Annotated in this window: 20 protein-coding genes and 2 pseudogenes; 11 read left to right on the forward strand and 11 right to left on the reverse strand. The window is 73.7% G+C overall.

Going from position 1 to position 26,669, the window contains the following annotated elements; all coding sequences use genetic code 11:
* Positions 1–31 precede the first annotated feature (31 nt).
* The 5 genes from GA0070213_RS13930 to ssd are packed head-to-tail and all read right to left on the reverse strand — an operon-like array spanning position 32 to position 4,239.
* Positions 32–199, reverse strand: coding sequence for a DUF4244 domain-containing protein (locus GA0070213_RS13930; RefSeq protein ID WP_091062778.1), 168 nt, complete (start codon positions 197–199; stop codon positions 32–34).
* 23 nt (positions 200–222) lie between these two features.
* Complete coding sequence (locus GA0070213_RS13935) at positions 223–951, reverse strand: type II secretion system F family protein (protein ID WP_091062780.1); 729 nt, start codon at positions 949–951, stop codon at positions 223–225.
* Positions 951–1,931 carry a type II secretion system F family protein gene (locus tag GA0070213_RS32190; RefSeq protein ID WP_091062782.1) on the reverse strand — a complete coding sequence of 327 codons (981 nt, stop codon included), beginning with the start codon at positions 1,929–1,931 and terminating at the stop codon, positions 951–953. The genes GA0070213_RS13935 and GA0070213_RS32190 overlap by 1 nt, the downstream gene beginning before the upstream one ends.
* On the reverse strand, positions 1,928–3,139 hold the full coding sequence (locus tag GA0070213_RS13945) for a TadA family conjugal transfer-associated ATPase (protein WP_091062784.1): 1,212 nt from the start codon (positions 3,137–3,139) through the stop codon (positions 1,928–1,930). The genes GA0070213_RS32190 and GA0070213_RS13945 overlap by 4 nt, the downstream gene beginning before the upstream one ends.
* Positions 3,136–4,239: a septum site-determining protein Ssd gene (gene ssd, locus GA0070213_RS13950; protein ID WP_091063198.1), complete on the reverse strand. Its 1,104-nt coding sequence runs from the start codon at positions 4,237–4,239 to the stop codon at positions 3,136–3,138. Before ssd ends, GA0070213_RS13945 begins: the two co-directional genes overlap by 4 nt.
* A gap of 329 nt (positions 4,240–4,568) precedes the next feature.
* On the opposite strand from ssd, the gene GA0070213_RS13955 reads away from it, so the two are divergent.
* The 4 genes from GA0070213_RS13955 (at position 4,569) to GA0070213_RS13970 (ending at position 8,586) form a co-directional block, all read left to right on the forward strand.
* A complete protein-coding gene (locus GA0070213_RS13955) occupies positions 4,569–5,261 on the forward strand; it encodes a VHL beta domain-containing protein (RefSeq protein WP_091062785.1) in 693 nt (230 codons plus the stop codon).
* A 124-nt stretch (positions 5,262–5,385) separates the two neighbouring features.
* A complete protein-coding gene (locus GA0070213_RS13960; RefSeq protein WP_175441336.1) occupies positions 5,386–6,276 on the forward strand; it encodes a hypothetical protein in 891 nt (296 codons plus the stop codon).
* A 205-nt stretch (positions 6,277–6,481) separates the two neighbouring features.
* Positions 6,482–7,270, forward strand: coding sequence for a DinB family protein (locus GA0070213_RS13965; protein ID WP_091062787.1), 789 nt, complete (start codon positions 6,482–6,484; stop codon positions 7,268–7,270).
* A 509-nt stretch (positions 7,271–7,779) separates the two neighbouring features.
* The gene (locus tag GA0070213_RS13970) at positions 7,780–8,586 is read left to right on the forward strand and encodes an HAD family hydrolase (RefSeq protein WP_091062790.1); all 807 of its coding nucleotides are present in this window, start codon (positions 7,780–7,782) and stop codon (positions 8,584–8,586) included.
* A gap of 16 nt (positions 8,587–8,602) precedes the next feature.
* Here the strand turns inward: GA0070213_RS13970 and GA0070213_RS13975 are convergent, their stop codons facing one another.
* Positions 8,603–9,349 (reverse strand): Fic family protein, encoded by a 747-nt coding sequence (locus GA0070213_RS13975; RefSeq protein ID WP_091062792.1) that lies wholly within the window; start codon positions 9,347–9,349, stop codon positions 8,603–8,605.
* A gap of 197 nt (positions 9,350–9,546) precedes the next feature.
* Between GA0070213_RS13975 and acs the strand changes: the two genes are divergently transcribed.
* From acs to GA0070213_RS14000, 5 genes are all read left to right on the forward strand, one after another.
* Complete coding sequence (gene acs, locus GA0070213_RS13980; protein ID WP_091062793.1) at positions 9,547–11,535, forward strand: acetate--CoA ligase; 1,989 nt, start codon at positions 9,547–9,549, stop codon at positions 11,533–11,535.
* A 206-nt stretch (positions 11,536–11,741) separates the two neighbouring features.
* Complete coding sequence (locus GA0070213_RS13985) at positions 11,742–14,534, forward strand: immune inhibitor A domain-containing protein (protein WP_091062796.1); 2,793 nt, start codon at positions 11,742–11,744, stop codon at positions 14,532–14,534.
* Between the two features lie 348 nt (positions 14,535–14,882).
* On the forward strand, positions 14,883–17,285 hold the full coding sequence (locus tag GA0070213_RS13990; RefSeq protein ID WP_091062797.1) for an immune inhibitor A domain-containing protein: 2,403 nt from the start codon (positions 14,883–14,885) through the stop codon (positions 17,283–17,285).
* 218 nt (positions 17,286–17,503) lie between these two features.
* Positions 17,504–17,893, forward strand: coding sequence for a hypothetical protein (locus GA0070213_RS13995; RefSeq protein WP_139128669.1), 390 nt, complete (start codon positions 17,504–17,506; stop codon positions 17,891–17,893).
* A gap of 84 nt (positions 17,894–17,977) precedes the next feature.
* Positions 17,978–18,910: an alpha/beta fold hydrolase gene (locus GA0070213_RS14000; RefSeq protein WP_091062801.1), complete on the forward strand. Its 933-nt coding sequence runs from the start codon at positions 17,978–17,980 to the stop codon at positions 18,908–18,910.
* 1 nt (position 18,911) lies between these two features.
* On the opposite strand, the gene GA0070213_RS14005 is transcribed toward GA0070213_RS14000, so the two are convergent.
* From GA0070213_RS14005 to GA0070213_RS32760, 3 genes and pseudogenes are all read right to left on the reverse strand, one after another.
* Positions 18,912–19,277, reverse strand: a complete 366-nt coding sequence (locus GA0070213_RS14005) for a hypothetical protein (RefSeq protein ID WP_091062803.1) — start codon at positions 19,275–19,277, stop codon at positions 18,912–18,914.
* Positions 19,274–20,401, reverse strand: a pseudogene (locus GA0070213_RS32755) (SseB family protein); the annotation flags it as partial. The pseudogene GA0070213_RS32755 and the gene GA0070213_RS14005, both read right to left, overlap by 4 nt.
* Before the next feature lie 1,854 nt (positions 20,402–22,255).
* Positions 22,256–22,540: pseudogene (locus GA0070213_RS32760) on the reverse strand (SseB family protein); the annotation flags it as partial.
* A gap of 191 nt (positions 22,541–22,731) precedes the next feature.
* Between GA0070213_RS32760 and mycP the strand changes: the two are divergent.
* Positions 22,732–23,937, forward strand: a complete 1,206-nt coding sequence (mycP, locus tag GA0070213_RS14015) for a type VII secretion-associated serine protease mycosin (RefSeq protein ID WP_091062806.1) — start codon at positions 22,732–22,734, stop codon at positions 23,935–23,937.
* A 43-nt stretch (positions 23,938–23,980) separates the two neighbouring features.
* On the opposite strand, the gene GA0070213_RS14020 is transcribed toward mycP, so the two are convergent.
* Both GA0070213_RS14020 and GA0070213_RS14025 read right to left on the reverse strand, forming a co-directional pair.
* Positions 23,981–24,274: a WXG100 family type VII secretion target gene (locus GA0070213_RS14020; RefSeq protein WP_091062807.1), complete on the reverse strand. Its 294-nt coding sequence runs from the start codon at positions 24,272–24,274 to the stop codon at positions 23,981–23,983.
* A gap of 22 nt (positions 24,275–24,296) precedes the next feature.
* Positions 24,297–24,614, reverse strand: coding sequence for a WXG100 family type VII secretion target (locus tag GA0070213_RS14025; protein ID WP_091062809.1), 318 nt, complete (start codon positions 24,612–24,614; stop codon positions 24,297–24,299).
* Between the two features lie 254 nt (positions 24,615–24,868).
* Between GA0070213_RS14025 and eccE the strand changes: the two genes are divergently transcribed.
* Entirely contained in the window at positions 24,869–26,653 is a 1,785-nt protein-coding gene (gene eccE / locus GA0070213_RS14030; RefSeq protein ID WP_425412832.1) for a type VII secretion protein EccE, read from the forward strand.
* Positions 26,654–26,669 lie beyond the last annotated feature (16 nt).

A 26,669-nucleotide genomic window follows, 5' to 3' on the forward strand; every position in this document is an offset into this window, starting at 1 on the left:
CCGGGCCGTCGGCCGGCCCACCGGCGCCCGGTCACTTCAGGGCCCGGTCGATCACCGCGGTCAGGGCGGACTGCACGTTTCCGGAGGTGAGCACCTTCAGCAGGATGCCGGCGAAGGCGACCGCGGCGAGGGTGCCCACGGCGTACTCGGCCGTGTTCATGCCGGCGTCACCCCGGAGGCGGGCGAGGAGTCTGCGCATGTCGTACGTCCCTTCTCGATGGTTCACAGCACGTCGCCGAGAACGGCGACGATCACCGGCACCAGACCGGCGAGAATGAAGGCGGGCAGGAAGCACAGCCCGAGCGGCAGCACGATGAGCACTCCCGCGCGCCGGGCGGACGCCTCGGCCGCGGTCGAGCGTTCGGTCCGTAGGTCGTCGGCGAGCCGGGTGAGCGCGCCGGCCAGTGCGGCGCCGCTGTTCGACGACCGGATCGCGGCGCCGACCAGGCTTTGCGCCCCGGACACGGGCCGCAGGTGGGCCCAGGCCTCCGCCGGCGTACCGCCCAGGCTCAGCGTGCGACCCACCCGGCCGAGCCGCTCCGCGAGCGGCCCGCCGAGCGCCTCCGCGACCGCGAGCGCCGAGCGGTCGACCGGCGCGCCGGCGCGGAGTGCCGCGGCCAGCAGGTCGGCGGCGAGTGGCAGATCGGCGGTCTCGCGCAGGCGCCGGTCCCGCGCGGCGCGCGGCTCGACCCGGCGGAGCAGACGGTCGGCGGCCACGCCGGCCAACGGCCCGGCGAACAGACCGGCCCACCCGCCGACGACCACCGCCACGGCCACCGCCGCCAGGCCTGCGCCCAGCCGGATCCGGTCCGGCCACCAGGTCGGACGGGCCCGTCGAGGGGCGGGCCCGAGCCGCCGTAGTCGCCGGGCCGGGCGGACGACCGGCCCGGCGAGGACGAGGAGCGACGCGGCGCCGGTGAGACAGGCCGCGGCCACCACCTGGCGGGACATCAGGTCGCCTGCCGAGGCCCGGCACCGAGCCGCTCCGCCCAGAGCAGACCACCGATCTGCAGGACGACGGCCGCCACCGCGCTCCCGCCGCCGACCGGCGTGTGCAGGAGTACGGCCACCGGGTCGACCCCGATGGCGTAACCGAGACCGATCCCGCCGAGCGGCAGGGCGGCGAGCAGCCAGGCGGTCGCCCGGGCGCCGGCTGCCTGGGCGGCGGCCGCCGCCAGGCCCCGGTCGGCCGCGCGGGCGTCGGCCTCGATCCGCTCCAACAGGTCGGCAAGCGGCGCCCCGGTCCGGTCGGCCAGGCGCACCGCCGCTCGGCACAGCCGGGCGATCCGCCCCGTGCCGTCGTGGGCCGCCCCGTCGGCGGGCAGGCCGGCGCGTAGGTCGGCCGCGGCCGCACCGAGCCGGTCGAGATCGCGGCGATGGGCCAGGTCGGCCTTCCGCTGTTCGCGTCGGCGCAGCGCCGCGCGGGCCGCGAGCGTGCCGTAGGCGGTCAGCACCACCGCGGCCACCGGGCCGCCGAGGAACGCGCCGACGCCGCCGCCGAGCAGCGCCGCCGTCGGCAACGCGCGCCGGGCGGACAGCGTGGCCCGAAGGCGCGGCTCACCGGCGGGCACCCGATCGGTGGGCGGTCGGAGCGACGATGTGGGCGGCCGGTCGGCACGCCCGGGACCCGGGCCGGGCGGGTGCCCACCGGGGCTGGTCCAGCGACGGCGGGAACGGCCAGGCCCAGCCCCCGGTCGGCGCAACCGGTCGAACCGGCCGGGCCTCTGCCCGGCCGGGACCGCCCACGGACGCACCGACCCTCGGATGCCGCTGCCAGTGCCCGTCCTGCCACCGCTCGGCCGGGCACCTGCGGAAGCGGCTCCCGCGTCGAGGACCGCACGCCGACGGATTCGACCGGTGCGGGCCGGCCAGGCGACCACCACCGCGGCACCGGCCAGGAGCAGGAACGCCAGCCAGAGCTGCCCGGTCACGACGGACCCGCCGAGCCGGGCCAGACCACCCGCAAAATCGGCGGTACGGGCACGCCACGCTCCCGCAGCAGGTTGCCGAGTGACCGGGCGGCCAGGCCGAGACCACGGCCGCGGATCCACGCCGGGACCACGGTCACCACCCGGTCGGGCCCTTCCGGTAGGAGCAGACCGATCGAGTCGAGCACCCGGCCCGCTCCGGTCCGGCGGAGGTGCAGCACCACCTGCAACGCGGCGGCGACCTGGGCGTGCAGCGCGACCCGGGGCAGCCCGCCGAGCATGCCGAGCGCCTCCAGCCGGGCGGGGACGTCGGTCGGCGCGTTGGCGTGCAACGTCCCCGCCCCACCGTCGTGACCGGTGTTCAGCGCGGCCAGCAGGTCGACCACCTCGGCGCCCCGACACTCGCCCACCACCAGCCGGTCCGGTCGCATCCGGAGCGCCTGCCTGACCAGGTCGCCCAGCCCGACCACGCCGGCGCCCTCGACGTTCGCGGTGCGCGCCTGCAACCCGATCACGTGCGGGTGCACCGGACGCAGCTCCGCGGCATCCTCGACCAGCACGATCCGCTCGTTGCCGGGCACCAGCCCGAGCAACGTGTTGAGCAGGGTGGTCTTGCCGGAGCCGGTGCCACCGGTCACCAGGTAGGCCAGCCGGGCGGCCACCAACGCGTCGAGCAGCGGTGCGACCGGCCGGGGCACGGTGCCGTGCTCGACCAGCTCATCCAGCGTGAACGGTCGCTGTCGGAAGGTCCGCAGCGACAGGTAGGGGCCATCGGTCGCCACCGGCGGCAGCACGGCGTGCAGCCGGGTGCCGTCGGGCAGTCGTGCGTCGGCGTAGGGCGAGGCGTCGTCGAGCCGGCGACCGGCCGCCGAGGTCAGCCGCTGGGCCAACCGGCGTACGTCGTCGACAGTGCCGAGCGGCACCGCCACCTGGTGCAGCCCTCGTCCCCGGTCGACCCAGACCCGGACCCCGTTCACCAGCACGTCGGTGACCTCCGGATCGGCCAGCAACGGCGCAAGCGGGCCGGCGCCGATGAGGTCGTCGTGCACGCGGTCGGCGATGCGCAGGAGGGCGATGTCACCGAGCACCCCGGTGGCCGGTTCGGCGCGTACCGCGGAGACGACCGCGGCGGACGTGACAGGCGTGGCCTCGGCAGCGAACCGGTGGCGGACGCGGGCGGCCAGGTCCTCCGGGTCGGCCGGCCCGGTCACGCCGCGCCCGCCGCGGATCGGCCGGTCAGCTCGTCGACGAGCCGCTGGCACAGCGCGGCGAGCGGACCCTTGCCGGTGGCGCCGGGTGCCTCGCCGCGTTCCAGCCCTCGACACAGGCCGGGCTCGGGCCGGAGCGTGCCGGCGAGCGGAAGGCCGAGCGCCCGGGACACCTCGGCCGCCCGCAGTCGACCCGGGGCCGGGCCCCGCACGATCACCGACAGGTCGGCGCAGTGCGGGGCGACGACGGCGGCCACCCGGGCTGCGGCCGCGGTGGCCCGCAGCTCCGCGGGCACCACGAGGAACGCCCGGTCGGCGGCCTGGAGGGCGACCACGGCCGCGTCGTCGAGATGCCGGGGCAGGTCGAGCACGACCAGGTCCCGCCCCCGCCGGCCGGCGTCGACCGTGGCGGCCATCGCCTCCGCCGGCAGGTGCCGCAGGTCGCCCCGGTCCCACGAGAGCACCACCAGGTCACCACGGCTGGGCAGGGCACGGACCAGCGCCGGCGGATCGACCCGCCCGTCGGCGCCGGCCAGCTCCGGCCAGCGCAACCCGTCGAGTTGCTCCCAGCCGAGCACCAGGTCCAACCCGCCACCCAGCGGATCGGCGTCGACCAGCAGCGTGCGCAACCGGGCCCGGGCCGCACTGACGGCGAGCCCGCCGGCGAGCACGCTGGCCCCGGCGCCCCCGCGCCCGCCGAGCACCGCCACGACCCGCGCCGGGCCCGCATCCGCCGGCCCGGCCACGCACTCGGCGAACCGGTCCACCAGCCAGGGCTCCGCCGCCGGCAGCGCCGCCACGTGCTCGGCGCCGATCAGCTCGGCCAACTCCGTACCCGGATCGAGCTGGCCGGCGCGACCGACCAGGACCGTGCGCGGACGCCGCGGCAGGCGGGCCCGCAGGCAGGCCGCCGCCTGGTCGGCGCCGACCAGCACCAGCGGCGCCGGTGCCCAGCGGGCGCGGGCCGCGGCCGGATCGGCCGCCAGCTCGACCTCGGTGCCGCCGGCCGCGGCGAGCCGCAGCAGTTCGTCGAGCAGGTCGCCGTCAGCCGTGACGAGCAGGGGCAGCCGACGGTACGGCGGGAGCGGGGTACGGGGCGGCATGGCGGCCTCCATGGGTCGGACTCGGACGTGCCGCAACGCAGCCTGCCCAAGTCGGCCGAGCCGGGCGGGGACACCGGACGCCCACTTGTGGACAAGTGCGCGATGTGGACAGACCCCGGCCGAGGAGTCGATCTGCTATGGGTCCGCGCCGCCGGATCGGCGGGAAATACCTGGCGGCACGGCGTGCCGAGCCTCCGAAAAGGCCGGCCCACCCCGGCCCACCGGTCGGCGCGGGAAGACCGTCAGCCATTGACGAGGGGGATCACCCGTCCCGCATAATCGGATCCCTTGCCGCGGAACGGACGGCACCGGCTCGCGGAATCGAGGCCATGACCGATCCACCGCAGGGCGCCGGAACCCGACCCGCCCGCCACCACGCCCGCCCGGCGCACCCGTCCGGGGAGACCTGGCTCCGCGACCCGTCCCCGGCCACGCTCGCCTCGGTGGCGATCGGCACCGTGGTCGTCGTGCTGGTCGGCACGCTCAGCTTCTTCGCGATGCCCCGCCGGCCCGACCTGCCGCCGCCCATCGGGAGCGAGGCGATCCTGGCCTCGCCGGGAAACTCCACGCCGGCGGCGGACGTGTCGACCGAGTCGTACTCGCCGGCGCCCGTGTCGCTCTCCACCCGCGCCGCCTTGCCCACCCGCCGGCCCACGCCGCCGCGCCGCACCACGCCGGCTGCCCGACCGCCGGCGCCGAAGCCGACGGCCAGCCGCGCCACACCGTCCGCGCCACGGCCTGGTGAGCTCACCCCACTGCCGGCGTCCCGGGAATCGTCGCTACGCTCCCGCAGCGGCGGCCCGGAGACCTTCGTCGACTTCGTCAACGCCCGATCGGGAACCGTCGTCGTCTACTGGCTGGACTACGGCGGCCAGCGCCAGCGGTACGCGGTGCTGGGGCCGGGACAGACCCACCACCAGCAGACGTACGTGGGGCACCCGTGGGTGGTGACCGACGACCGAGGTCGGGCGCTGGTCTGCTTCGAGCCCGCATCGGAGACCCTGCGCGCAGTTGCTCGCTGATCATGTCCACTAAGGACGCTTTCGTCCTCGGGGTGTAACGCCACGGCCACGCTCAGCGGTAATTGACCGACGGCAACTTCCGGGCGGCACGACCGCCCAGCCGTCTCATCCGAGAGGAGCGGGGATGCACAACACCTGGCGGAGGGTGGCCCTGGCGGCCGGCCTCTCGATCACGGGGGCGCTGGGCGGGCTCGTCGTCGCCGCCGCGCCGGCACAGGCGCAGGCGGTGGAGTCGGGCTCGGTCACCTTCAGCGGCGACCCGGGCGACTACATCACCGGCGGCGGTTCGTACGCCTACTCGGTCGCCGGCGGTGACCAGCTCACCACCGCCGCGTCCACCGACACCAGCCACGTGTCGGTCAACGTCAACGGCTACAACGGCGACTGGTGGTACCTGGACTTCGACGCTCCGGGCAGCCAGCCACTGGTCCCGGGCACCTACGAGAACGCGACGCGCTACCCCTTCAACGGCGCCGGTCCCGGGCTCAGCCTGGACGGGAACGGGCGCGGCTGCAACCAGCTGACCGGCACGTTCACGGTGCTCAACGCCGTCTTCGGACCGAACGGCTACGTCCAGACGTTCGACGCCACCTTCGAACAGCACTGTGAGGGCGGCACCGCGGCGGCCCGGGGTGAGGTGCACATCGCCAACCCGCCGGCACCGGCACCGCTGGACCTCGCACTCGCCGTGGCCACCGACGGCACCGCCAGCACGGTCAGCGGCAAGGCCGTCGTGCACGGCACCGTCACCTGCAACCAGCCGACCTCGGTGTCGCTCTACGGCACGGTCACCGAGATCGTCAAGAAGGCCATCGTCCGGGCCGACTTCACCACCCGGGTGAACTGCGTGCCGGGAAGCCCGGCCGCCTGGACCGCCACCGCCACGCCGGCCGGCACCCAGCCGTTCGTCAAGGGCGACGTCGAGGTCAGCACCAGGGCCCAGGGCTACGACAGCCAGTACAACCAGTACGTCGAGGTCAACGACACCACGGTCGTCACGCTGCGCAAGTCCTGACAGCGGACAGGAGCGGTCGGGCCAGCGACGGTCCGACCGCTCCGTCGTGTCGGGGTGAAACGGGACGACCCCCGTCGGGGAGGTGACCTGACGTAGCAGCGAGTGTGATCGAGTGCCGTACGCGTGGTCAGACGCGCTGGCCGTGCCGTCGTCCGGGCCGCGCTCGAGACGACGGCCTGTCGCAGGGCGCGGCTAGGGTCCGGCCATGGCTGACTTCACGGGGGACAACCTGAGCGGCGCGCGTTTCGCGCGTGTCAACCTCGCCGATGCCGAGTTCCGTGCCGTCGACCTCTCCGGCGCCCGATTCCGCGGCGTCGACTTGAGCGGGGTGGTGATGCGCGGCGTCGAGCTGGTTGACGTCCGCATCGACGGTGAGATCCAGAACCTGGTGGTCAACGGGGTCGACGTCGCGCCTCTGGTCAATGCCGAGCTCGACCGGCGCGACCCCGTCCGGGCCAGGATGCGCCCGGCCGACCCTGATGGATTCCGGGAGGCGTGGGGCATCGTCGAGCGGCTCTGGGACGGCACCGTCGAGCGGGCTCGCGGCCTGGACCCCGGGCTACTGCACGAATCGGTGGACGGCGAGTGGTCGTTCATCCAGACCCTGCGCCACTTGGTGTTCGCCACCGACGCGTGGGTACGGCGGGCGATCCTGGGCGACCCCTCGCCGTGGGACCCGCTCGACCTGCCGTGGGACGAGATGCCGAGCGCCCCGGGGATCCCGCGGGACCGCGAGGCCCGTCCCTCGCTCGAAGAGGTCCTGGCGCTGCGCCGCGAACGGATGGCCACCGTGCGCACGGTGGTCGACGGCCTGACCGACGCGTCCCTGGCCGGCCACACCGAGCCCGTCGAGGGGACCGGCTGGCCGCCGCCGGAGAGCTTCCCGGTACGCGAGTGCCTGCTGATCGTCCTGAACGAGGAGTGGCACCACCGGCAGTTCGCCGAACGGGACCTCGACGCCCTGCGGACAGGCGCGACACGGAAGGCGACCTGATCGACGTCGGACCGACTGCCCGGTCCTCGCTTGTCGGCCGCACGCCTCAGCGGCGCGAGCGTGGACGTCGCCCGAGGTAGCTTCTGCGGACGCCGCGTGATCCAGTCCCGCCACTGCTGCCGCAGCTCGTCATGACGCGCGCCAGCCAGCGCCCGGCCGGCCCGGAGAACCCGACTCCACCTGCGGCGAAGGGGAAGCCACAAAGGGACGACCCCCGTCGGGGGGAGACGGGGGTCGTCGGGTGGTTCGGCTCCGGGGGGGTCGAGCCGAACCGACTCAGCGGTCACGGGGGGTGCAACCGCCGAGGGCCTGCGGGCGACCGGACGCGAACTCCTGTCGCGAGGACAAGCATGCCGCAGCCGACCCTTATACGTCGAGTGGTGTTCACTCCACGCAAAGCTAATTTCTCGCACAGAGATGTGACCGCCGTCACTCCGTCGGGTACACCTCGCCCGCGCGGCCCCGGGGCGGGCGGTCGCGGGCGTCCCGTCCGGCTAGACTTTCGCGCCGTGGGCCGTGGTTCCGCTTTCTTCGATCTCGACAAGACCGTCATCGCCAAGTCGAGCGCCCTGGCGTTCGGTCGGCCGTTCTACCGGGACGGGCTGATCACTCGGCGTGACGTGGTCAAGTCGGCGTACGCGCAGCTGATGTTCCGGCTGGGCGGCACCGACGAGCAGACCATGGCCCGCACCCGGGACTATCTGGCCACGCTCTGCAAGGGCTGGCCGGTGGAACAGGTCCGCCAGATCGTCGCGGAGACGCTGCACGAACTGATCAACCCCTATGTGTACGCCGAGGCGGCCGCCCTCATCGAGGAGCACCAGGCCGCCGGCCGGGACGTGGTGCTGGTCTCCGCCTCGGGCGAGGAGATGGTCCGGCCGATCGGCGAGCTGCTCGGTGTGACCGACGTGATCGCCACCCGGATGGCGGTCGTCGACGGCCGCTACAGCGGCGAGGTCGAGTTCTATGCGGCCGGTCCGAGCAAGGTCGACGCCGTGGGCGAGCTGGCCCTGGAGCGTGGCTACGACCTGGCCGACTCGTACGCGTACTCCGATTCGTACAGCGATCGGCCGTTGCTGGAGTGCGTGGGTCACCCGAGCGTGGTCAACCCGGACCGGACGCTGCGCAAGCTGGCGGCGGAGAACGGCTGGCCGGTGCTGGAGTTCCGGCATCCGATCCCGCTGGGTCGCCGGCTGCGGGAGCGGCCGGCGGTGCCGGTCGCGGCGGCAGCGCTCGGCGTGGGTGTCGGGGTGGCCATCGGCATCGCCTGGTACGGCCGGCACCGGCGCACCCGGGCCGCCGCGCCCACCGGCTGACGGCGCGGGGCCGGGTTCAGGAGGCGGCGAGGAGTTCGTCGCCGATCAGCGTGATCTGGTCCGCGCCGACCTCCACCGCGCTCATGTAGTGCCGCAGCCAGGAACGCAGGCCGTCCGGGGTGCCGGTGGCGAACGCGCCGGCCGCGCCGACGTACTCCGGTTCCCGCTCGCGGTGGCCGACGTCCACGGCGACCAGCCCGCGCGGGTCGAAGCCGGTGGAGATCAGCACCAGTCGTGCGGCGGCCCGGGCGACCACGCCGGAGGGGCCGGGGAACGGGCGCAGGTTCAGCAGTTCGCCGTGCACCACGGCGGCCAGCACCAGCGGTGGCACCTTGGTGCCGCCGGCCACCAGTCCGGACAGGCCGTCGAGCCGGGCCGCCACCACCGGATCGGTCACCGGCCGGCCCACCTCTTCCTCGGTCACCACGTCGCGGGCGACGAGCACGTGCAGCCGGGCGAGCACCTGCCGGGGAGCCTTCGGCCAGAGGTCGCTGAGCCCGGGCAGCGCGCCGGCCACCCGCAGCGCGCCTTGGAGCACCGGGTCGGTGACCGTGCCGGCACGTACCTCCTCGCGGTCGTGGACGCGGCCTTCCAGCGCCGCGCTGGCGACCGCCGAGCGGAGGCTGACCTCGGCGGCGAGCGGGCCGCCCTGGCGGCGCAGCGCCCGGTGCCGGTGGGCCTGGTCGACCCGGTCGCGCGCCCGTTCGACGGCGGGCGCGACGTCGGCGAGCGCGAGCAGCGGGGCCAGCGGATCAGTGGTCACCCTGACACGGTACGGGGTGTTAAGCAGGGGCCCCTCCTCTACCGGAGGCGTTAACCGGGGCCCCCGCCTTACACCTCAGCGCGGAGGGGGCGCCGCTGGGCGCGCGGAGCGGGGCGGGGCGGTCGCGGGTGCGGTACCGCGGGGCTAACCTTCCCCGGAGTAGGGAGACGCAGGTCACGCGACGAAGGAGTCACCGTATGAGCGAGGCATTGGCCAATCTGCTGAACGAGACGCGCCAGTTCCCGCCGCCGGCCGAACTCGCCGCGAACGCCAACGTGACCGCGGCGGCGTACGACGAGGCGGCCGGTGACCGGCTCGCCTTCTGGGAGCGCCAGGCCGGGCGGCTGGCCTGGGCGCAGCCGTGGGAGCAGGTGCTCGACTGGTCGAACGCGCCGTTCGCGAAGTGGTTCACCGGCGGCCGGCTCAACGTGGCGTACAACTGCGTGGACCGGCACGTGGAGGCGGGGCACGGCGACAAGGTGGCGATCCACTGGGAGGGCGAGCCGGGTGACACCCGCACCGTCACCTACGCCGACCTGCACCGGCTCACCTGCCAGGCGGCCAACGCGCTGACCGAGCTGGGCGTGACGGCCGGCGACCGGGTGGCGATCTACCTGCCGATGATCCCGGAGGCCGCGGTGGCGATGCTCGCCTGCGCCCGGATCGGCGCCACGCACAGCGTGGTGTTCGGCGGCTTCTCCGCCGACGCGTTGACCAACCGGATCCAGGACGCCAGTGCCAAGGTGGTGATCACCGCGGACGGCGGGTTCCGCCGGGGCAAGCCGTCGGCGCTCAAGCCGACCGTCGACGAGGCGGTGGCGAACTGCCCGTCGGTGGAGCACGTGCTGGTGGTCCGCCGCACCGGCGAGGAGGTCGGCTGGTCGGCGAAGGACCACTGGTGGCACGACGCGGTGGAGAACGCCTCGCCGGAGCACGAGGCGCAGCCGTTCGACGCCGAGCACCCGCTGTTCATCCTCTACACCAGCGGCACCACGGCCCGGCCGAAGGGGATCCTGCACACCACCGGCGGCTACCTGACCCAGGCGTCGTACACCACGCACGCGGTCTTCGACCTGAAGCCGGAGACCGACGTCTACTGGTGCACCGCCGACATCGGCTGGGTGACCGGGCACTCCTACATCGTCTACGGCCCGCTCTCCAACGGCGCCACCCAGGTCATGTACGAGGGCACCCCGGACACCCCGCACAAGGGCCGGTTCTGGGAGATCGTCGACAAGTACCGGGTGACCATCCTCTACACGGCGCCGACGCTGATCCGCACCATGATGAAGTGGGGCGAGGACGTCCCGGCCGGTTACGACCTGTCGTCGCTGCGCCTGCTCGGCAGCGTCGGCGAGCCGATCAACCCGGAGGCGTGGATCTGGTACCGGCAGTACGTGGGCCGGGGCGAGCTGCCGGTGGTCGACACCTGGTGGCAGACCGAGACCGGCGCCATGATGATCTCGCCGCTGCCGGGCGTGACCGAGGCGAAGCCCGGTTCGGCGATGGCCCCGCTGCCCGGCGTCGTGGCCGACGTGGTCGACGACCAGGGCGAGTCGGTGCCGAACGGCGGGGGTGGCTACCTGGTGCTGACCGAGCCGTGGCCGTCGATGCTGCGCACCGTCTGGGGCGACGACAACCGGTTCCTGGAGACCTACTGGTCGCGGTTCGGCGCGGGCGCCAACACCGGCGACAAGTGGGTCTACTTCGCCGGTGACGGCGCCAAGAAGGACGACGACGGGCACATCTGGCTGCTCGGCCGGGTCGACGACGTGATGCTGGTGTCCGGGCACAACATCTCCACCACGGAGGTCGAGTCGGCGCTGGTCAGCCACCCGTCGGTGGCGGAGGCGGCGGTGGTCGGCGCGACCGACCCGACGACCGGGCAGGCGATCGTGGCGTTCGCCATCCCGCGCGGCAGCGCGGAGACCGGCGGCGACGCGGGCGAGCAGCTCATCGCGGAGCTGCGCAACCACGTGGCGAGGACGCTCGGCCCGATCGCCAAGCCGCGGCAGATCATGCTGGTGCCGGAGCTGCCGAAGACCCGCTCCGGCAAGATCATGCGGCGGCTGCTGCGGGACGTGGCGGAGAACCGGTCGCTCGGTGACGTGACGACGCTCCAGGACTCCTCGGTGATGGAGTTGATCTCCTCGGGGATGAGCAGCGGCAAGTCCGACGAGGACTGAGCACAGCGGAACGAGAGGGCGGGTCGCGCGGGCGGCCCGCCCTCTCGCGTACCCGGGGATCATGCCGGTCGATCGGCGGAGGCGCACTGGCCTGTTCACCCCTGTCGATGGCGAGCCCGGTCGACTACCTTCAGCCGCAACCGGCGGATTTCGACAGGCGTCACTGAGTCGACCGGTCTCTCACCATTCCCTACGATCGGAGTGGCATGCTCCCCATTTCGCAGTCCCGGGCGGGCCGGCGACTACTCGTCGCGCTGCCCGCCATCGCCCTCGCGGCCACGTCGCTGACCGCGGCGGGCAGCGCGGCGGCCCAACCGTCCCGCTCCGCGCCGGCCACCATCGCGGCGGACGAGTACTACATCAACTACGCCGAGCCCGAGGTGCAGCCGGACACCGGCGGCAGGGAGACCAAGGGCAAGGACGGGGTCTTCGCCTCGCCGGCCGACGAGGCCCGCGCCTACGACCGGAAGTACGCCGGCGGCAACCCGGCCACCGCCCGGGAACTGGCCAAGCTGGAGGCGAAGTCCATCCGCACCGGCCAGAGCCCGCGCAAGATCAAGAAAGCGAAGAACACCCAGACCGCCAAGCTGCTGACGCTGCTGGTCGAGTTCAACGACAAGGCCAACGACGACTTCACGAACGTGATGGTCCCGAAGACGGTCTTCGAGGATCGCACCTGCGTTCCCGGCACCGTGCAGAACGGGCCGCGGCACAACACCATCCCGAACCCGGCCACGCTGCCGCACAAGGACAACAACTCGATGTGGGTGCCGGACTTCTCCCCGGCCCACTACGACAAGATGCTCTACACCAAGAAGGGCATCACCGAGCGGGTCCGTAAGGACCTCAAGGGGCCGGACGGCAAGCCGGGCATCAGCCTGGCCGGGCGGACCATGCACAACATGTACCTGGAGATGTCGAAGAACGCCTACACCGTGGACGGGCAGGCCAGCCCGTGGATCACGGTGCCGCACTCGGAGGGCTGGTACGCGGCGTCGCGCTGCTTCCAGGACGAGAACGGCAACTGGGTCGCCGGGCGTGAGCAGTCGATGAACGGCCACCCGGACAACCCGCAGGGCGCGGGCCGGCTCGCCACCGACGCGATCGACGCGCTGGCCGCCGCCGACCCGAACTTCCCGTGGGCCGACTACGACATCGAGGACCAGAGCGACCGCGACGGCGACGGCAACTTCCACGAGCCGGACGGCGTGATCGACCACCTGGTGCTGGTGCACGCCAACCAGGGCAAGTCCCGCGGGGGCGGCGACGTCGGCATCTACTCGGTCTGGGCGCACTCGTCCACCGTGGCCGGCGGCTACACCATCCCCGGCACCAACCTGAAGGTGTCCAACTACATCGTGCAGCCGGAGGACGCCGGCGTCGGCGTCTTCGCGCACGAGTTCGGGCACGACCTCGGCCTGCCGGACCTCTACGACACCTCCGGCAACGCCGACTCGGACGTGGACTTCTGGGACCTGATGGCGTCCGGCTCGCACTCCGGCGAGATCTTCCAGGCGCTTCCCACCCACATGGGTCTCTGGGACAAGTGGGTGCTCGGCTGGGCCGAGCCGAAGACCTTCGGGCCGGGCGACCGGTCCAAGCTGGTCAAGCTCGGGCAGACCTCGCGTACGCCGGTCGGCACCGAGGACGGCATCAAGATCGACCTGCCGGACAAGGTGATCACGCTGGCCGAGCCGCACAGCGGGGCGAACATGTGGTACTCCGGCGCGGACCAGGCCTGGGCGGACGTCAAGCTGAGCCGCACGGTGACCGTGCCGGACGCCGCCGACGCGAAGTTCTGGATGTGGAACGACTACGTCATCGAGGACGACTGGGACTACGGCTTCGTCGAGGTCTCCACCGACGGTGGCGCCACCTGGGCCGAGCGCAAGGTCTACGACGAATCCGGGGCACTGGTCTCCACCGACGACGGCTACTCCGACCCGAACGGGCGGATGGTCGACTTCGGCAACAAGAAGTACGGCCTGACCGGCAGCACCGACGGCTGGCGGCACGACTACGTCGACCTGTCGCCGTACGCCGGGCAGACCGTGCAGGTGCGGCTGCGGTACGCGACCGACGAGGCGTTCCAGGAGCGCGGCTGGTTCGCCGACGACTTCTCGGTGACCGGCGGCGGCGCGACCACGTGGAGCGACGACGTCGAGGGCGGCGCTGCCGGCTGGACCCAGACCGGCGGCACGTTCACCGACACCAGCGGCGCGGGCTGGCACATCGACACCGGCACCCAGGTCAGGTCGCACTACTACCTGGCCGAGTGGCGCAACTTCGACGGCTTCGACAAGGGCCTGAAGTACGCCTACGACACGGTCTACTCGCACGAGGCGTGGAAGGTCGACCGGATCTCCTACAACGCGCCGGGCATGCTGGTCTGGTACCGGGACACCGAACTCGGCGACGTCAACCACGTCACCGGGCAGATGACCGCGCTGCCCAGCTACGGCGCCAAGGGCGGGCTGCTGATCGTCGACTCGCACAACGACCCGCTGCGCCGCACGGGCGCGGCGGCCGCGAAGGACCCGTCGGTGCTGAAGAACCTGCCCAGCCGCCCGCAGTCGTCCAACGCCGCGTTCGGGTTGACGAAGACGTACCCGTTCAAGGAGTGCCTGGAGGCGGCGGACGAGCCGTACAGCGAGTACTGCACGAAGTTCAAGGCACAGGCGCCGGTGCGGGCCTTCACCGACGCCAAGGGCTGGTACCCGGGCATCGAGATCCGCGACGGTGCGGCGTACGCGCGGGACAACGACGCCTCGGTGGTCGTCCCGTCGAAGGGCAACCAGAAGTACACCACCCGGGTGGTGAACCCGGACGGCAGCCCGGCGACCGACTGGTACGGCACCGAGCTGGGTGGCGGCGCGATCGTGCTGGGCACCGGCAACCCGCGGGACGCGGGCGTCGCGTACGGCACCTCGATCGTCATCCTGAAGGCCGCCCGGGACAACGCGTACGCCACGGTGTTCGTGGTCCCGCCGAAGAGCTGATCAACAACGCAAAACCGGAACCGGAATGCCCGGAAAAATGGGCTGAACGGTCCGGATGAAGGGAAGGGTCGGGAGCGGTATCGCTCCCGACCCTTCCGCACATCCATAGATGTCGCTGGGTTTGACCGAACGGACATCGGTGCTGGTCAGCGCCGTGTCGACGGACCGGGGTGTGACGGGCAAAGCCGTCCCCAACAAAAAGTTGCTACAAATCGACGCGCACATCTTCACACCGGTCCCAGCAGTGTCTATGTTCACCAGGGGTCCCACTTGTGGGACGTTCCACCGGCCCGTACCCCCAAGGGGCCGGTTCCCTCACACCGGAGGTACCACGTGCGCAAAGTCGCAGTGGGTCTGCTCGGGCTTTCGCTGACCGCGACGGGGCTGATGGCAGGCACGTCCGCCAGTGCCGCGCCGACGCCGAAGCTGCCGACCACCGCTCCGTCGGTGGCCGAGCCTGCGCAGGCTGAACACGACCTGCCCAACCCGCTCGAGGACAAGCGGCGCGCACTGCGCCAGGAAGGCCTCAGCGAGGTCCTGTCCGGCAGGACGAAGGCCGAGAAGATCAACGGCAGCACGGTCGTCAAGGTTGGCGAGAAGGCTGCCGAGGGTGCCGCGGCGGGCAAGGCCGCCAGGAGCACCAAGGCCGGCAAGGGTCCGACCGAGGACCAGTACGTCGAGCTTTCCCGCGAGAAGACCGACAAGATCTTCGTCATCCTCGCGGAGTTCGGCGACGAGCGGCACCCGAACTACCCGGACCAGGACACCGACCCGAACGTCGCGGGTCCGACCCGGTTCGACGGTCCGCGCGTCAACCAGATCCCGCAGCCCAACCGGGCGGTGGACAACTCCACCGTCTGGCAGTCGGACTACAGCGCCGATCACTTCCGGCAGCTGTACTTCGGCACCAACCCGGGTGACGAGTCGCTGAAGCAGTACTACGAGGCCCAGTCCTCGGGCCGGTACAGCGTCGACGGCGAGGTCACCAACTGGGTGAAGGTGAAGTACAACGAGGCTCGCTACGGCCGCTCCAACGGCTACCCGTGCGCCTCGAACGTCTGCAACAACACCTGGGCCCTGGTCCGCGACGCCGCCAACCAGTGGGTCGCCGACCAGAAGGCGCAGGGCCGCTCGGACGCGGAGATCGCCGCTGACGTCAAGTCGATGGACGAGTGGGACCGTTACGACTTCGACGGCGACGGCAACTTCAACGAGCCGGACGGTTACATCGACCACTTCCAGATCGTCCACGCCGGCGGCGACCAGGCCGACGGTGACCCGATCCAGGGTGAGGACGCCATCTGGAGCCACCGCTGGTACGCGTTCGCCAGCGACCAGGGCAACACCGGCCCGGCGAACTTCCCGGCCGGCGGCACCCAGATCGGCAACACCGGCGTCTGGATCGGTGACTACACGATCCAGCCGGAGAACGGTGGCCGGAGCGTCTTCTACCACGAGTACGGCCACGACCTCGGTCTGCCGGACGACTACAACGTCACCAGTGGTGGGGACAACAACAACGAGCACTGGACCCTGATGGCCCAGAGCCGGCTCGGCGCCAAGAACGACGGTGGCATCGGCGAGCGCGGTGGCGACCTGGGTGCCTGGAACAAGCTCCAGCTCGGCTGGCTCGACTACGAGGTGGTCGTCGCCGGTCAGAAGCGCACGCTGGAGCTGGGCCCGCAGGAGTACAACTCCGCCAAGGCGCAGGGCGCCGTGGTGGTGCTGCCGCAGCGGGAGTACACCTTCCAGAACGGCAAGCCGTTCGAGGGGACGAAGCAGTTCTTCTCGGGCAACGACGACGACCTGAACACCACGATGACGCGGACGATCGACCTCACCGGGAAGACCAGCGCCGCGCTGTCGATGAAGGGTCGTTACAACATCGAAGAGGACTACGACTACCTCTTCTTCGAGGCCTCCACCGACGGTGGCCAGACCTGGGCGACGCTCCCGGGTACGGCCAACGGCAAGGCGCTCAAGGAGATCTCGCCTGGGCGCTTCGCCCTGGACGGCTCCAGCGACGACAAGTGGGTCGACGTCAACATCCCGATGGACGCGGCGGCGGGCAAGGTCGTGCAGTTCCGGCTCCGCTACCAGACGGACGGCGGCGTCTCCGCCGGTGGCTTCTACGGTGACGCGCTCACCGTGACCGCCGACGGCCAGACGGTGCTCAGCGACGGTGCCGAGACCGGTGCCGCCGGCTGGACGCTCAGCGGCTGGAGCATCGTCGCGGAGACCTACATCCGCAAGTTCGACAACTACTACATCGCCGGCAACCGGTCGTACACCTCGTACGACAAGTACCTCAAGACCGGCCCGTACTACTTCGGCTACGCGAACACCCGCCCGGACTACGTGGACCACTACGCGTACCAGGAGGGTCTGCTGATCTCCTACTGGAACCTTCGGTGGGCGGACAACGACACGTTCGTGCACCCGGGCGAGGGTCGCAACATGATCATCGACGCTCACCCGCGGCCGATCTACAACCTGACCGGGGCGCCCTGGCGGGCCCGTGTCCAGGTCTACGACGCGCCGTTCGGCCTGAAGAAGGCGGACTCGTTCACGCTGCACATCAACAGCCAGCCGCAGTACATCCGTGGCCAGGACGCGCAGCCGCTGTTCGACGACACCAAGCAGTACTGGTACCCGGAGCTGCCGAACCACGGCGTCAAGCTCCCGGCCACCGGCACCAAGATCAAGGTCCTGGAGCAGGACGGCACCTCGGTGAAGGTCCGCTTCTCCTGAACCACTGATCCACGCAACACCACGGCGAGGCCCGGGCAGGTCACCTGCCCGGGCCTCGCCCGTTGTGCGCCGCACGGGAACCGCGCCGGCCCACCGCGCGTCCCAGGCAGGTGACCACGAGCCTCGACCGCCGCCTAGCCGCGGTCCTCGCACTGCCCCTGGCCCTGACCCTGGCCGGCTGCGCCGACCGGGAAGGCGGCCCGCAGGAAGGAACCGACGTGCCCGCGTCCGAGCGTCCCGCCGAACCCACACCCGAACCCGCGACGACGCCACCCACCCCGGCCGCACCCACCCCGGCCGCCTCCTCCGGCCGGCCCCCGCTCTCCGCGACCGACCTGCCGACGCTCCGGCCGCCGACCGGACCCCCACGGCACCCGACCGACCAGCTGAAGCCGAACGTCCTCGCCGGCCGGATCAGCCACGGCGGCGGTGGCCCCTGCTACACCCTGGTCACCGACGACGGTCAGGAGCACGGGCTCTACGGCCGGGACAAGGGCACCTGGCCCGCCGGCACCTGGGTCCGGGTCACCGTGGGCCCGGCGCCGGAGGGCGTCGAATGCGGACCGGGCCGGCCGCTCGGCCTGCTGCGCATCGAACGCGTGGCCTGACCGGCCGTGCCGCCGTCCCGGAGAAACCCCTGATCCTGCGCACCTGCGGGGCCGACGCACCACCCCCGGCCCTAGGCTGAGCCCATGACCGACCAGCGCGGCGGGGCCGCCGACGAGTCCTGCGTGATGCCCGAAGGGCCGTGGACGCACCGGTTCGTCGGCGCCAACGGCAGCCGGTTCCACGTCGTCGAGGCGGGCACCGGTCCGATGGTGCTCCTCCTGCACGGCTTCCCGGAATACTGGTACGCCTGGCACGAGATGCTCCCCGCCGTCGCCGACGCCGGCTTCCGCGCGGTCGCCGTCGACCTGCGCGGTTACGGCGCGAGCGACAAGCCACCCCGGGGGTACGACGGCTACACGCTCGCCGCCGACGTGGCCGGGCTGATCCGGGCGCTCGGTGAGCGCTCGGCCACCGTGGTCGGCACCGGCGCCGGCGGCCTCATCGGCTGGACCGCCGCCTCGTTCCACCCCACGCTGGTCCGCCGGCTCGTGGTGCTCGGCGCGCCGCACCCGCTCCGGCTACGGGCCGCCATCGTCGCCGACCCGCGCGGCCAGTTCGCCTCGGCCACCGCGACGCTGAAGTTCCAGCTTCCCCGCTACGAGCACGTGCTGACCCGGGACGGCGCCGCCGAGGTGGAGGAGATGCTGCGCCGCTGGGGCGGGCCGCGCTGGGTGGCCGGGCCGGAATTCGCCGACTACGCCCGGTGCTGCCGGGTGGCCATGCAGATCCCGCAGGCCGCGTTCTGCGCGTTGGAGGGCTACCGGTGGGCGTTCCGGTCGGCGCTGCGGCTGCACGGCTACCGGTTCGTGAAGCTGATGCAGAAGCCGCTGGTCACACCGACGCTGCAACTGCACGGCGCGCTGGACGAGGCGTCGCTGCCGCGCACCGCCCAGGGCTCCGGCCGCTACGTCAGCGCGCCCTACGAGTGGCGGCTGCTCGACGGCGTGGGCCACTTCCCGCACGTGGAGGCCCGCGACCTGGTGCTCGGCGAGATCCTGCGGTGGGCGAAGTCCTGACTCAGACCCGCTGCTCGCCCAGCCCGGCCACCTCGGTGGCGGGCGCCCAGCCCTGGTAGACGCCGAAGTCGAAGGCCTCCAGGCCCATCGCCTCGGCCACCGGCCAGCGCCCGCCGGTGTACTCCACCCGCAACCAGCCCTCGTGCTCGGCCAGGACGATGAACGGCTGCCCCTGCCAGGTGCAGATGGTTCGCACGTACGCCAGGTCGTCCACCTCGACCGCCGGCACCACCCGGACGTACCGCCCGGGGCGTACCTCGGTGAAGCCCTCGTCCGGTTCCGGCTGGTAGAGGCGGACGTCGTCGCCGTCCGGGCTGGCCTGGTACTCCCGGCCGTGCCAGCGCGCCACGTAGCCGTCGCGGGTCACGCCTCGTCCGCCTTCCGCCAGAGCAGGGCGTCGGTGTCCAGGACCGCGACCAGCCGGGCGTCACCGTCGGCGCCGACCCGCCACAGCTCGGCGCCGTGCGGCAGCCGGGCGCTGTCCACCTTGAACTCGGCGATCACGTCGCTGCTCTCGCCCGGCGCGAAGCCGTTGCCGCGGAACGGCGACCGCTCGATCACCCAGCCCTCCATCGCGCGCATCGCGGCCTCGTTCTGCCCGCCGTACGGGATCCGGTAGAGACTCGGCCGGTAGGCCGGCCAGCGCAGCAGGTACAACTCCTCGTCGTCGCGGGAGAACGGGGAGCCGGGATGGCCGAGGCCGAGGGCGTCGTACAGCTCCGCCGGGGTACGCAGGTGGCTCAGCTCGCCGGCCCGGTGCACGAAGCCGGACACCCGGTCGTAGCCCCGCTCCAGGTAGTAGGAGAGCTGGCTCGCCGCGATCGCCTTCTGCATCGTCACCGGGCGGCTCGGCTGCGCCGCCGGCGCGTCCGACCGGGGCCGGGCCGCCGGGGCCGGGCCGGTGGCGGCCGGCTCCGGCTCGGTCTCCGGATCGTCGCCGAGCCCCACCTCGGCGGCCCAGTTGGCCAGCGCGAGGACCTGCTCCCCCGGGTACGAGGCACCGACCGGGCTGCCCGGGTTGATGAGGAAAGACCAGTTCTCGTCCGGCCATCGCCGGATGAGCTGGACGAACTTGACCCGGATCGTGTCGACGGGGCCTTCGGCGTGCTCGGCGAGCCGCTCCGGCGACGTGAAGACCGCCACGTACCGCACCCCGTCGACCGTCTCGGTACGCCAGGAGAAGCCCGGGTCGCCGGGGCGGCTGCCCGCCGCCGAATCGAACGCGACCGGCAGCAGCACCCGGGCCAGCAGCAGCGTGGTGAGGAAACCGTCGGTGTTTCCGCTGCCGGCCGCGGCCAGCAACTCCTCCTCCACCTCGTTCGCCGGCTCGAAGTCCGGCTCGGCCGGCGGAGGCGGGGAACCGGCGGCCACCGGCTCGGCAACGGTCCGCTCGGCCTCGGTGGGACGGTACGCAGGCTCGGCCGCCGCCGGCGCGAACAACGCCGTGGTCGACTCCTCCGCCGGCACCGGCGTGAACAGGGTCGTCGTCGACTCCTCCGGCGTCGGCGCGTACAGCGCCGCGGTCGATTCCTCCGGCGATCCCGGCGTGAACAGCGCCGTCGTCGCCTCCTCCGGCGTCGGCGCGTACGAGGAGGCGGTCGGGGCCGCCGGCTCGAAGAGCGACGCGCTCGGCTCGACCGGGGCCGCCGGCACGAACGCTGTCGGCTCCTCCTCCGACCCCGACCCGGACAACGCCGTGGTCGAATTCGGCGACGACGCCGGCCCGAACAACGCGGTCGTCGCCTCCTCCGGCGGCGCCGGGGCGAACAACGCGGTCGTGGCGTCCTCCAGCGGTGCCGGGGCGAACAACGACGCCGTCGCCTCCTCCGACGACGTCGGCGTGACCGGCGACGCGGTCGGCTCCACCGGGGACGACGGCGCGAACGCCGTGGTCAGTTCCTCCGGTGAGCCCGGCCCGAACAGCGACGTGGTCGGCTCCTCGGGCGAGCCCGGCCCGAACAGCGACGTGGTCGGCTCCTCGGACGACGCCGGAGTGAAGAGCGAGACGGTGGGTTCGGCCGGGGACGACGTCCCGAAGGTCGGCTCCGCGGCGGGATGCGGCTCGAACAGCGACGTGCGGGGCTCCCCGGCGAGGGACGCCACCGGGGACGGCTCGTCCGGCGTCGGCTCGAACAGCGGGCTGGTCGGCTCGAACAGCGACACCGTCGGCTCGGCGGAGGGCGCGTCCCGTCGGCCCAGTCGCACCGTCACGTCGTCCGGACCGGCCACCGGCGGGAGCGGTGACGTCTTCTCCTCGACCGGCGCGGCCAGGTGGGGCAGCGGGTCGGTGGAGCCCGCCCACGGCGCCGTCGCACCGGCGGCCGGGTCGGGGGCGGCGGCGTACCCGTCCGCGGCCGGCGGCGACCAGGCCGGCGCGGGATCGGTCAGGTCACGGGCCTCGATGACGACGCCCTCGATGACGATCGGCGTGAAGTCACGAGGAAGCGGCGCGGACGGGACGGACACCGGCTCGGCGACCGACGGCGGCAACTCCTCCACCTCGGCCGGCTCGGCGAGGGCGCGCCATCCCGGGGCGTCCCGCTGCGGGGCGGTCGGCGCCCACTCGTCCGCGGCGGGCACGGCCGGACCGGCGGACCGGCGGGGCAGCGTCCGGGTGGCGTCCTCGGGCGGACGCGCCGGCTGGAACGGTGCGGCCGGCTCGGCGGCGTGCGGCGGCGACGCCGGCTCGTCCGGCCCCACCCCGAACACCCGGGTCGGGTCCTCGCGTACCGGCTCGTTGAGCGGCCGGCGCCGGGGGAACGGCTGGCCGCCGGCGAACCGGGACGGCGGCGTGGCCCGCTCGGCGGGCCGCCGGGGGGTGTCCAGCGGCGAGGACCGTCGGGTCGACCGGCCCGAGGTGGGTTCGAAGAAGGACCGGGCGGGCGGTGGCGCCGGCGGCGTCTCCGCGGCCGGCGCGGTGCGGCCGGCGGCGAACGGGTCCGGCTCGCCCGGATGGCGGCGCAGGTCGGTGAGCCAACCGTCGAGCGCGTCCACGTCGGATCCGTCGCCCGACGCGGTACGGCCCCGCTCGCCGGTGGTCGGCTCCGGACGCGGCGGCGACACGGTCGGGACGCGGCGGCCCAGGACCGGACCGGTTCGCATCGGCACCGTCGTGGGCTCCTCGGGCTCCGCCACCCGCCCGCGGCGCTCCGGAGGGACCGGGGGCGGCGGCGGGGACGCGGCCGGGACCAGGACGGCCGGGTCGTCGTGGGCGGATCCGGTGGCGCCGTTGCGGGCGGCCCGGGCGGCGCTCTGCACCCGCTCCAGGCGGGCCCGGGCACCCATGGTCCGGCCGGGCAGCCGGACGTCGCCCCGGGCGAGCTGCGCGACGTACCAGGCCGGCAGGTATCCCTCGACCGGCAGGCCCGGGTTGACCGCCAACCACCACTCCTGGTCGGGCCAGCCGGCGGCCAGGTCAGCGAACGGGAGGCGGCGCGTGGCGCCGGCGTTCTCGCCCAGGCTGGCCCGGAGCGCGGCGACGGAGGTGAACGCCAGCACGTGCGTCCGTCCCCCGGAGGTCCAGGTGCCCCACTCCGCGCCGGAACCGCCGGCGACCGGCAGCACCAGATCGACGTGGGTCAGGACGCGGAAGTATTGTTGCTGGTCCTGCGCGTGCAGCGCGTCCCGCATCGCCACCTCGGCCTCGGTGGCCGGTTCCCATCCGGTCACGGCCACCTCTCCTTCCGTGAACAGGCCACAGGCATCGCCTACAACCTACAAGGTGGTAACAAGATCACAATGTCTGACCATCGACGGTCGGCCGTGGCGCCGGCGAGGCGCTAACATCCCGTTCCGGAGTCGACACGTTACGGAGGTCGTCGATGGCCCGGCCCTTCGCGCGCCCGGCGCTGGCCGCCCTGGCGACCCTCCTCGTCACCGGCCTGCCCGCCGCTCCGGCGGCGGCCCGCGCGCCGGCCCGCTGCGCCACGCCGCCCGCGCCGGCCCGGCCGGTGGTCGAGCAGCCGTGGCCCCAGCAACGGTACGCCCCGGAGCGCCTCGCCCCGCTCGCGACCGGCGCCGGCGTGGTGGTGGCGGTGGTCGACTCGGGGGTGGACCGGTCCCATCCGCAGCTCACCGGCCGGGTGTCGACGGGCGCGGACTTCCTCGACCCGGGCGGGGACGGCACCCGCGACTGCGCCGGGCACGGCACCGGGGTGGCGAGCATCATCGCTGCCACGCCGCAACCGGGCGTCGCGTTCCGCGGGCTCGCGCCGGGCGCGCGCATCCTGCCGGTACGGGTGAGCGAGCAGCAGGTGGTCGACGGGCGGGAGTCGGGGCGCACCGTCGACGCGGCCGGCTTCGCCTCAGCCATCCGCTGGGCCGTCGACCACGACGCGGACGTGCTCAACCTCTCGGTCGTGCTCTACGCGGACGACCCGGCCGTACGCGCCGCGGTGAGCTACGCCCTGCGGCGGGACGTGGTGGTGGTGGCCGCCGCCGGCAACCTGCACGACAACGGCGACCCGCGGCCCTACCCGGCGGCGTACGACGGGGTGCTCGGCGTGGGCGCGATCGGGCGGGACGGGACGCGCGCCGCCTTCTCCCAGACCGGCGCGTACGTCGACCTGGTGGCCCCGGGCGGCGAGGTGCTGATGGCGGCGCCCCGGCAGGGCCACCACCGGGCGGAGGGGACCAGCTATGCCACACCCTTCGTGGCCGCCACCGCCGCGTTGCTGCGGCAGTATCGCCCGGAGCTGAGCGCGGCCGAGGTGACCGCACGGATCGTGGCCGGGGCCGACCCGGCGCCGGGCCGGGGTGAGGGCTATGGCGCGGGGGTGCTGAACCCGTACCGCGCGGTGACCGAGGTGCCCGGCGGAGCGTCCGCCCGCTCGGGGGGCGGGGCCGCGCTCCCGGCCGACCGGCCGGACCCGGCGGTGCTGGCCCGCCAGGCCCGACGGGACACGGCCCGGGACCGGGCGCTGCTGGTGGCCGGTGCGACCGGCGGCGCGGCGGCGCTGGTGGCGCTGGTGGCCGTGGTGCTGCCCCGGGGTGCCCGCCGACGTTGGCGCCCGGCCGGGCCGGCCTGAGCGGTGGCGGCGGCCCGGGCGGGAGACCCGGGCCGCCGCCGACTCAGTGGAACAGGTTGGCGTTGCGCTTCTCGGTGTCGAGGTAGTCGGCCGCGGAGTCCTCCACGGCGAGCTTGATGTCGCGCAGCATCGCCTGCATGTCCTGCGAGGCGGCCCGCCACCGGGACTGCCGCTGCTCGTACGCCTCACGCGCCTCACCGTTCCAGCTCGCCACCAGCGGTGCGGCGTCGCGTTCGAGCTGCCCGAGCTGGCTTTCGAGGGTGGTCAACGCCCGTTGGATGTCCGCGCCCGCCTGTTGCAGGGCGGCGAAGTTGACGACCAGCACACCGTGCTCCATGGGTTCGATCCCTTCCGATGCTCTAGAGCGGCAGCTGGATGCCGCGGTTGGTGCCCGCCACCCGGCCGGCGGCCTCGGTGTCGGAGACGTCGTAGTGCCGGCCGGCGCTGCGGATCGCGGTGGCGGTCTCGCGCAGCGCCCGCTGCAGGGCCGCCTGGTCCTGCGCCCACTGCTGCTTGACCTGCGTGAACGAGCGCCCACCGGCGCCCCGCCAGGCCTGCTGCAGCACCTCCAGCTCGGCCATCAGGCCGCTGAGCATGGTCTGCAGTGACTGGTCGACCTGCTCGAACTTCGCGGCGGTCTGCTGCATCACCGCGGCTTCTGCCTGGGTCTGGGACATCCCGGACGTCACCTCGTCTCCTCGGTCGTGGCTGGCCGCCGATGCGGCCACCGTGGACTCGTCGACGCGGCGCTCGCGGCCGCCGGAGGGGAGGGGGCGGCGGGCGCACGCGTGACGATTTTCGTCGCTGACGGTAGCCGTCTCAGTCCGGTTCTGCTACCCCCCGGGCCTCCCCTGTGGACAACGACGCCACTACGATGAGCCACGGCGGCGTCACCCGGCGGGCCGGACGAGGAGGTGCGGTGACCGCGACCATGACCGACCGGTCCACCCCCGCCCCCCTCCCGACTCCACAGTGGAGGCGGCGGTCGACTGTCCGGCTCCGTGCCGGCCAGGTGGTGACCACGCAGGTCGCGGCCGCCGTGCTCGTGGCCGCCCTGGGGCGGGGCGTCGTGCCCACCGCGGTAGCACTGCTGACGGCGACGCTGCTGCTGCCCGCCGCGTGGGTCCGGTTCCGGGGCCGCTGGTGGTACGAGTGGCTGACCGTTGCCGGGGCGTACCTCAGCCGTCGCCGCGCCCTGCCCGCGGCGGCCGATCCGGCGGCGCTGCTGGAGCTGGTCGGGCCGGGCACCGTGCTGCACGCCGCGGAGCTGGCCGGTGGTCCGGCCGCCGTGCTGCACGACGCGGCCGGGCTGACCGCGCTGCTGGAGCTCGGTGACCCGGACGATCTGCTCGGTGACCACCCGCTGGCGCTCCCGGCGCCGCTCGACCTGCTTCCCCCGGCCACCCCGGAGAGCCCGCCGGTCCGGCTCCAGCTGCTCTTCTCGGCCTCCCCCGCGCCCGCGCCGGCCGTCGCCGCCGGCCCGGCCGGGACGTCCTACCGCCAGCTCACCGACGGCCGGCTGGCCGGGCGCGCCCGGGTGGTGCTGGCGGTCCGGGTGATGCGGGCCGACGGCTGGCCGGACGGGGAACTGCTGCGGGCGCTCTCCGGCACGGTCCGGCGGATGGTCCGCCGGCTCGGTCCGCTGACCGGCCGGCCGCTGGGCGTTCCGGCGGCACTGCGGGTCATCGCCGAGTTGGCCCACCACGACGCCGGCGCGCCGGCCCGGGAGGCCTGGTCGCTGCTCACCGTGGGCGGGTTGGCGCAGGCCACCTGGCGGCTGCGCCGGTGGCCGGATCCCCGGGGTGAGGCCGTCCGTTCCCTGGTGCCCCGGCTGCTGGCGGTGCCGGCCACCGCCACCACCGTCGCGCTGTGCGTCGGCCCCCGCGCCGACTCCGCGCCGACCCCGGCCGAGTTGACCGTCCGGGTGGCCGCCGGGAGCGCGACGGAGCTGGTGGTGGCCGAGCGGGCACTGGGCCGGGTGGCCACCGACGCGGGCGGCGAGCTGCGCCGCCTCGACGGCGAGCAGCTGACCGGGCTGGCCGCCACCCTGCCGTTGGCGGTCACCGGAGCGGGCGCGCCCCCGGCCGGCTCGCCGCCGGCCGCGCCGGACCTGCCGGTCGGCGGGTCCGGCGTGATGGTGGGCGCCAACCGGCGTGGCGGGCCGCTCACCGTCCGGCTGTTCCGGCCGGCGACGACCCGGGTGCTGCTGGTCGGCGGGATTCCGGCCGCGCAGCTCGTCGTGCTGCGGGCGCTGGCGCTCGGCGCGCGGGTGGCGGTGCGGACGGCCCGGCCGCGCGCCTGGGAGGCCTTCGTCCGGGGTGTCGGGGCACCCGTGCCGCTGCTCCCGCCCGGGCGGCCGGTCGGCGGCCCGCCCGGTTCGCCACTGCGGCCGTTGCTGCTGGTGGTCGACGCCGGTCCGGTGCCGCCGGAGGCAGGGCCGGCCGCGGCCTGGCAGTCCGTGCTGGTGGTGCGCGACGAGCTGACGCCCGCCGACGCGCCCGCATTGGCCCGCGCCGACCTGGCCGTCCTGCAACCGCTCGACCCGGCCGAGGCGGCGCTGGCCGGCACCGCGCTCGGCCTAGGCGCCTCCGCCGACTGGCTCACCCGGATCCGCGACGACATGGTGGCGGTGGTCAACCGGCGGGCGTTGCGGTGGGCGCTGCTCTCGCCGACCCCGGTCGAGTCGCAACTGGTCGGTCGGCCGACCCGGCGCTGAGCCGCCGGCACGGGTT

This window comes from Micromonospora humi (assembly GCF_900090105.1).
Lineage (GTDB): Bacteria > Actinomycetota > Actinomycetes > Mycobacteriales > Micromonosporaceae > Micromonospora > Micromonospora humi.

Bases quoted from the DNA above. Each gene is read 5' to 3' on its own strand.
- GA0070213_RS13960 (WP_175441336.1), top strand. From the start codon at position 5,386: ATGCACAACACCTGGCGGAGGGTGGCCCTGGCGGCCGGCCTCTCGATC.
- eccE (WP_425412832.1), top strand. From the start codon at position 24,869: ATGACCGACCGGTCCACCCCCGCCCCCCTCCCGACTCCACAGTGGAGG.
- GA0070213_RS14000 (WP_091062801.1), top strand. From the start codon at position 17,978: ATGACCGACCAGCGCGGCGGGGCCGCCGACGAGTCCTGCGTGATGCCC.
- acs (WP_091062793.1), top strand. From the start codon at position 9,547: ATGAGCGAGGCATTGGCCAATCTGCTGAACGAGACGCGCCAGTTCCCG.
- GA0070213_RS14025 (WP_091062809.1), bottom strand. From the start codon at position 24,614: ATGTCCCAGACCCAGGCAGAAGCCGCGGTGATGCAGCAGACCGCCGCG.
- GA0070213_RS13955 (WP_091062785.1), top strand. From the start codon at position 4,569: ATGACCGATCCACCGCAGGGCGCCGGAACCCGACCCGCCCGCCACCAC.
- GA0070213_RS14020 (WP_091062807.1), bottom strand. From the start codon at position 24,274: ATGGAGCACGGTGTGCTGGTCGTCAACTTCGCCGCCCTGCAACAGGCG.
- GA0070213_RS13965 (WP_091062787.1), top strand. From the start codon at position 6,482: ATGGCTGACTTCACGGGGGACAACCTGAGCGGCGCGCGTTTCGCGCGT.
- GA0070213_RS13930 (WP_091062778.1), bottom strand. From the start codon at position 199: ATGCGCAGACTCCTCGCCCGCCTCCGGGGTGACGCCGGCATGAACACG.
- ssd (WP_091063198.1), bottom strand. From the start codon at position 4,239: ATGCCGCCCCGTACCCCGCTCCCGCCGTACCGTCGGCTGCCCCTGCTC.
- GA0070213_RS13935 (WP_091062780.1), bottom strand. From the start codon at position 951: ATGTCCCGCCAGGTGGTGGCCGCGGCCTGTCTCACCGGCGCCGCGTCG.
- GA0070213_RS13985 (WP_091062796.1), top strand. From the start codon at position 11,742: ATGCTCCCCATTTCGCAGTCCCGGGCGGGCCGGCGACTACTCGTCGCG.
- mycP (WP_091062806.1), top strand. From the start codon at position 22,732: ATGGCCCGGCCCTTCGCGCGCCCGGCGCTGGCCGCCCTGGCGACCCTC.